Origin of the sequence: Nocardioides sp. (genome assembly GCF_047607365.1) — a bacterium.
Lineage (GTDB): Bacteria > Actinomycetota > Actinomycetes > Propionibacteriales > Nocardioidaceae > Nocardioides.
In genome coordinates this window covers 1-3,513 of the sequence record NZ_JASGDD010000139.1, presented here as the reverse complement: position 1 = coordinate 3,513, position 3,513 = coordinate 1, and the positions used below count along the sequence as shown (strand labels likewise).

Below are 3,513 nucleotides of genomic sequence, written 5' to 3'. Positions count from 1 at the left end.
TCATCGGCCCAGTCGGCGAGGCCGGCCTCGACCGCGTCGATGAGGGGGCTGCCCGCCTGCGGGGCCCTCGTGGGCAGCGGGCCGCCGTGGTCGCCGAGGGCGGTGAGCCCGAGGTCGGCGACGAGCGCCGAGGTGGTGTCGCCGGACTGGAGCGGGCACGTCGCGTCGTCGAGGACGCTCGACCGGGTGTAGACCGTCAGCGCCTTGGCCGTGCTGCCGTCACTCCTCGCGCAGGTGCCGGCGACCGCGGCGGCGACCAGCTCCAGCGAGCCTCCGCTGTCGTCGCCCGTCTGGGTGCCCGTGTCGAACCCCACCGCGCTTCCGCGGCCGGCGGTGTTCCCCGCCACGGTGGAGAAGACGGCCTGGAGCCGGCTCGGGTAGGCATAGCCCGCCGGCGTCAGCGTCTGCAGGAAGACGCCGCCGCCCGCGCCGGCCGTGGAGGTGTTGTCGGCGACCGTGGAGTTGAGCAGGTAGAGGTTCATGCTCCCGCCGCCGATGCCGCCCCCGTCGCCGCCGGCCGTGTTCGCGTCCACCGTCGAGGAGTAGAGGTAGACCGAGTAGTACCTCCCCGCCGGGTCGCCTCCGATGCCGCCGCCGCTCGTCGCGGCCGTGTTCCCGGTGACCCGGACACCGTGGAGCTGGAGGGTTCCGGGGCCGTCGAGGCCGATCCCGCCGCCGTACGACGTCGCGTGCCCGCCCGTGAGGGTCAGCCCGCTCAACGTGACGGTGTCGGAGGCGCTGATCACCCTGCTGTCGGCGGTGGTCTGCCGGATCGTGACGACGTCGGCGCCCGCCCCGTCCAGGACGGTGGCGCCAGGGACGTCGAGCTCGCCGAGGGTCAGGTCGTAGGTCCCTGCCGGAAGCGTGATCGGCCGCGACCCGTTGGCCTCCGTGATCGCCTGCCGCAGGGAGCAGTCGCCGCCGGACAGGCAGTCGCCGGCGCCCGCCGGGTCGTCGAGCCGCGTGACGACGACCGCGTCCTCGGCCGCGGCGGCGGGCAGGTCGATGGGAGCCAGCGCGGCCAGGGGCAGCGCGGCGCCGGCGACCACGGCCGAGACGCGAGCGAGGGTGCGGGAGGCGGTCCGGGAGACAGAGCGGGGCATGGTCGCATGCTGACCCTTCCGGCGGCGCCTGTCGTCAGGGTCGCACCCCAAGGTTTGGTTCGCCGATGCGAGGCATCGGGCGTGCGCTGACTACGCTCTCGGTCCTGTGAAGGCCAATCTCCGCAACGTCGCCATCGTCGCCCACGTCGACCACGGCAAGACCACCCTGGTCGACGCCATGCTCAAGCAGGGTGGGGCGTTCAGCGCGCACGCCATGGAGGCGGGCGTCGACGACCGCGTCATGGACTCCGGCGACCTCGAGCGCGAGAAGGGCATCACGATCCTCGCGAAGAACACCGCGATCCACTACAACGGCGCCTACGCGCCCGAGGGTGGCATGACCATCAACATCATCGACACCCCCGGCCACGCCGACTTCGGCGGCGAGGTCGAGCGCGGCCTGTCGATGGTCGACGGGATCGTGCTCCTCGTGGACGCCTCCGAGGGGCCCCTGCCGCAGACGCGGTTCGTGCTCCGCAAGGCGCTCAACGCCGACATGCCGGTCGTGCTCGTCGTCAACAAGGTCGACCGCGGCGACGCCCGGATCGACGAGGTGGTGGACGAGACCTACGAGCTGTTCATGGACCTGCTCGACGACTCCCACAGCCAGGACGCGCTCGACTTCCCGGTCGTCTACGCCTCGGGCAAGGCGGGCATCGCCTCGCTGACCAAGCCGGAGAACGCGACCCTGCCCGGCGGCGACAACCTCGAGCCGCTCTTCAAGACGATCCTCGACACCATCCCCGCTCCGGAGTACGACGAGGGCGCCCCGCTCCAGGCGCACGTCACCAACCTCGACGCGTCTCCCTTCCTCGGCCGCCTGGCGCTGGTCCGCATCCACCAGGGCTACCTCAAGAAGGGCCAGCAGGTCGCGTGGATGACCCGCGACGGCGCGGTCAAGAACGTCAAGATCACCGAGCTCCTCATCACCAAGGGGCTTGACCGGGAGCCCGGCGAGATCGCCGGCCCGGGCGACATCGTCGCCGTGGCGGGCATCCCGGAGATCATGATTGGCGAGACGCTGGCCGACCCGGAGAACCCGGTCGCGCTGCCGCTCATCCACGTCGACGACCCCGCCATCTCGATGACGATCGGCACCAACACCTCGCCCATGGTCGGCAAGGTCAAGGGCGCCAAGGTCACCGCCCGCATGGTCAAGGACCGGCTCGACTCCGAGCTGATCGGCAACGTCTCGCTGCGCGTGCTGCCCACCGAGCGCCCCGACGCCTGGGAGGTCCAGGGCCGCGGCGAGCTGGCGCTCGCGATCCTCGTCGAGCAGATGCGCCGCGAAGGCTACGAGCTGACCGTCGGCAAGCCGCAGGTGGTCACCAAGGAGATCGACGGCAAGGTGCACGAGCCGCTCGAGCGCCTCACCATCGACGCGCCCGAGGAGTTCCTCGGCGCGATCACGGAGCTCCTCGCCGTACGCAAGGGGCGGATGGAGAACATGACGAACCACGGCACCGGCTGGGTGCGGATGGAGTTCGTCGTCCCCGCCCGCGGCCTGATCGGCTTCCGCACCGACTTCCTCACCGAGACCCGCGGCACCGGCATGTCGTCCTCGATCTCCGAGGGCTACACCCCGTGGGCCGGCGAGATCCGCGCCCGCCAGAACGGCTCGCTCGTCGCCGACCGCTCCGGCGCCGCCACCGCGCACGCGATGACGTCGCTGCAGGAGCGCGGCACGCTCTTCGTGAAGCCGGGCACCGAGGTCTACGAGGGCATGATCGTCGGCGAGAACTCCCGCGCCGACGACATGGACGTCAACATCACCCGCGAGAAGCAGCAGACCAACATCCGCTCCGCGACGTCGGACAACTTCGAGAAGCTGACCCCGCCGAAGGAGCTCTCGCTGGAGCAGTGCCTGGAGTTCTGCCGCGACGACGAGTGCGTCGAGGTCACGCCGGAGATGGTCCGCATCCGCAAGGTGGAGCTCGACGCCAACGCCCGCGCCAAGGTCGCGAGCCGTCTACGCAAGGCGAACAAGTAGCCGGAGCGCCGGCGGAGGCTGCCCTCGACGCCGCGGTGAACAGGCTCACCTCAGGCTGAGCGCAGCCCCAGCACCACCCGCCAGCCGGCCGGCGACCGCTGCCAGCGGCCCACCGGCTCCACGCCCGCCAGGGCGCGGCGCGCCTGATCGCTGAGCGGCCGCGGCGTCCACGCTCCCTCGCCGTTCGCGGGAGCGCTCGGGTCCCCCGTCAGGTCGAGAGCGATCTCGACCTCGTCGAACTCCAGCCAGATCCCGGTCAGCGGGTGGATCGCCTTGTGCACACACTCCTTGGCGGCGAAGACCAGGCGGCCGTCGGCCGGATCCACGCCTCCGCGCTCGCGGTCGGTCAGCGCCACCGCGGCCGCGTCGGGCGGCAGCGGCAGGTCCGGCTCGAGGTCGAGCCCGAGGGCCCGCCACGCG

Annotated in this window: 3 protein-coding genes; 1 reads left to right on the top strand and 2 read right to left on the bottom strand. The window is 71.8% G+C overall.

Features of this window, described 5'->3' with window-relative positions:
- A partial coding sequence (locus tag QM572_RS11195; RefSeq protein ID WP_415093063.1) for a choice-of-anchor Q domain-containing protein occupies positions 1–1,103 on the bottom strand: 1,103 nt, incomplete at its 3' end.
- 106 nt (positions 1,104–1,209) lie between these two features.
- On the opposite strand from QM572_RS11195, the gene typA reads away from it, so the two are divergent.
- Positions 1,210–3,093 (top strand): translational GTPase TypA, encoded by a 1,884-nt coding sequence (typA, locus tag QM572_RS11190; protein ID WP_415093061.1) that lies wholly within the window; start codon positions 1,210–1,212, stop codon positions 3,091–3,093.
- Between the two features lie 50 nt (positions 3,094–3,143).
- Here typA and QM572_RS11185 read toward each other — a convergent pair.
- On the bottom strand, positions 3,144–3,513 hold a 370-nt coding region (locus QM572_RS11185), incomplete at its 5' end, for a 4'-phosphopantetheinyl transferase superfamily protein (protein WP_415093059.1).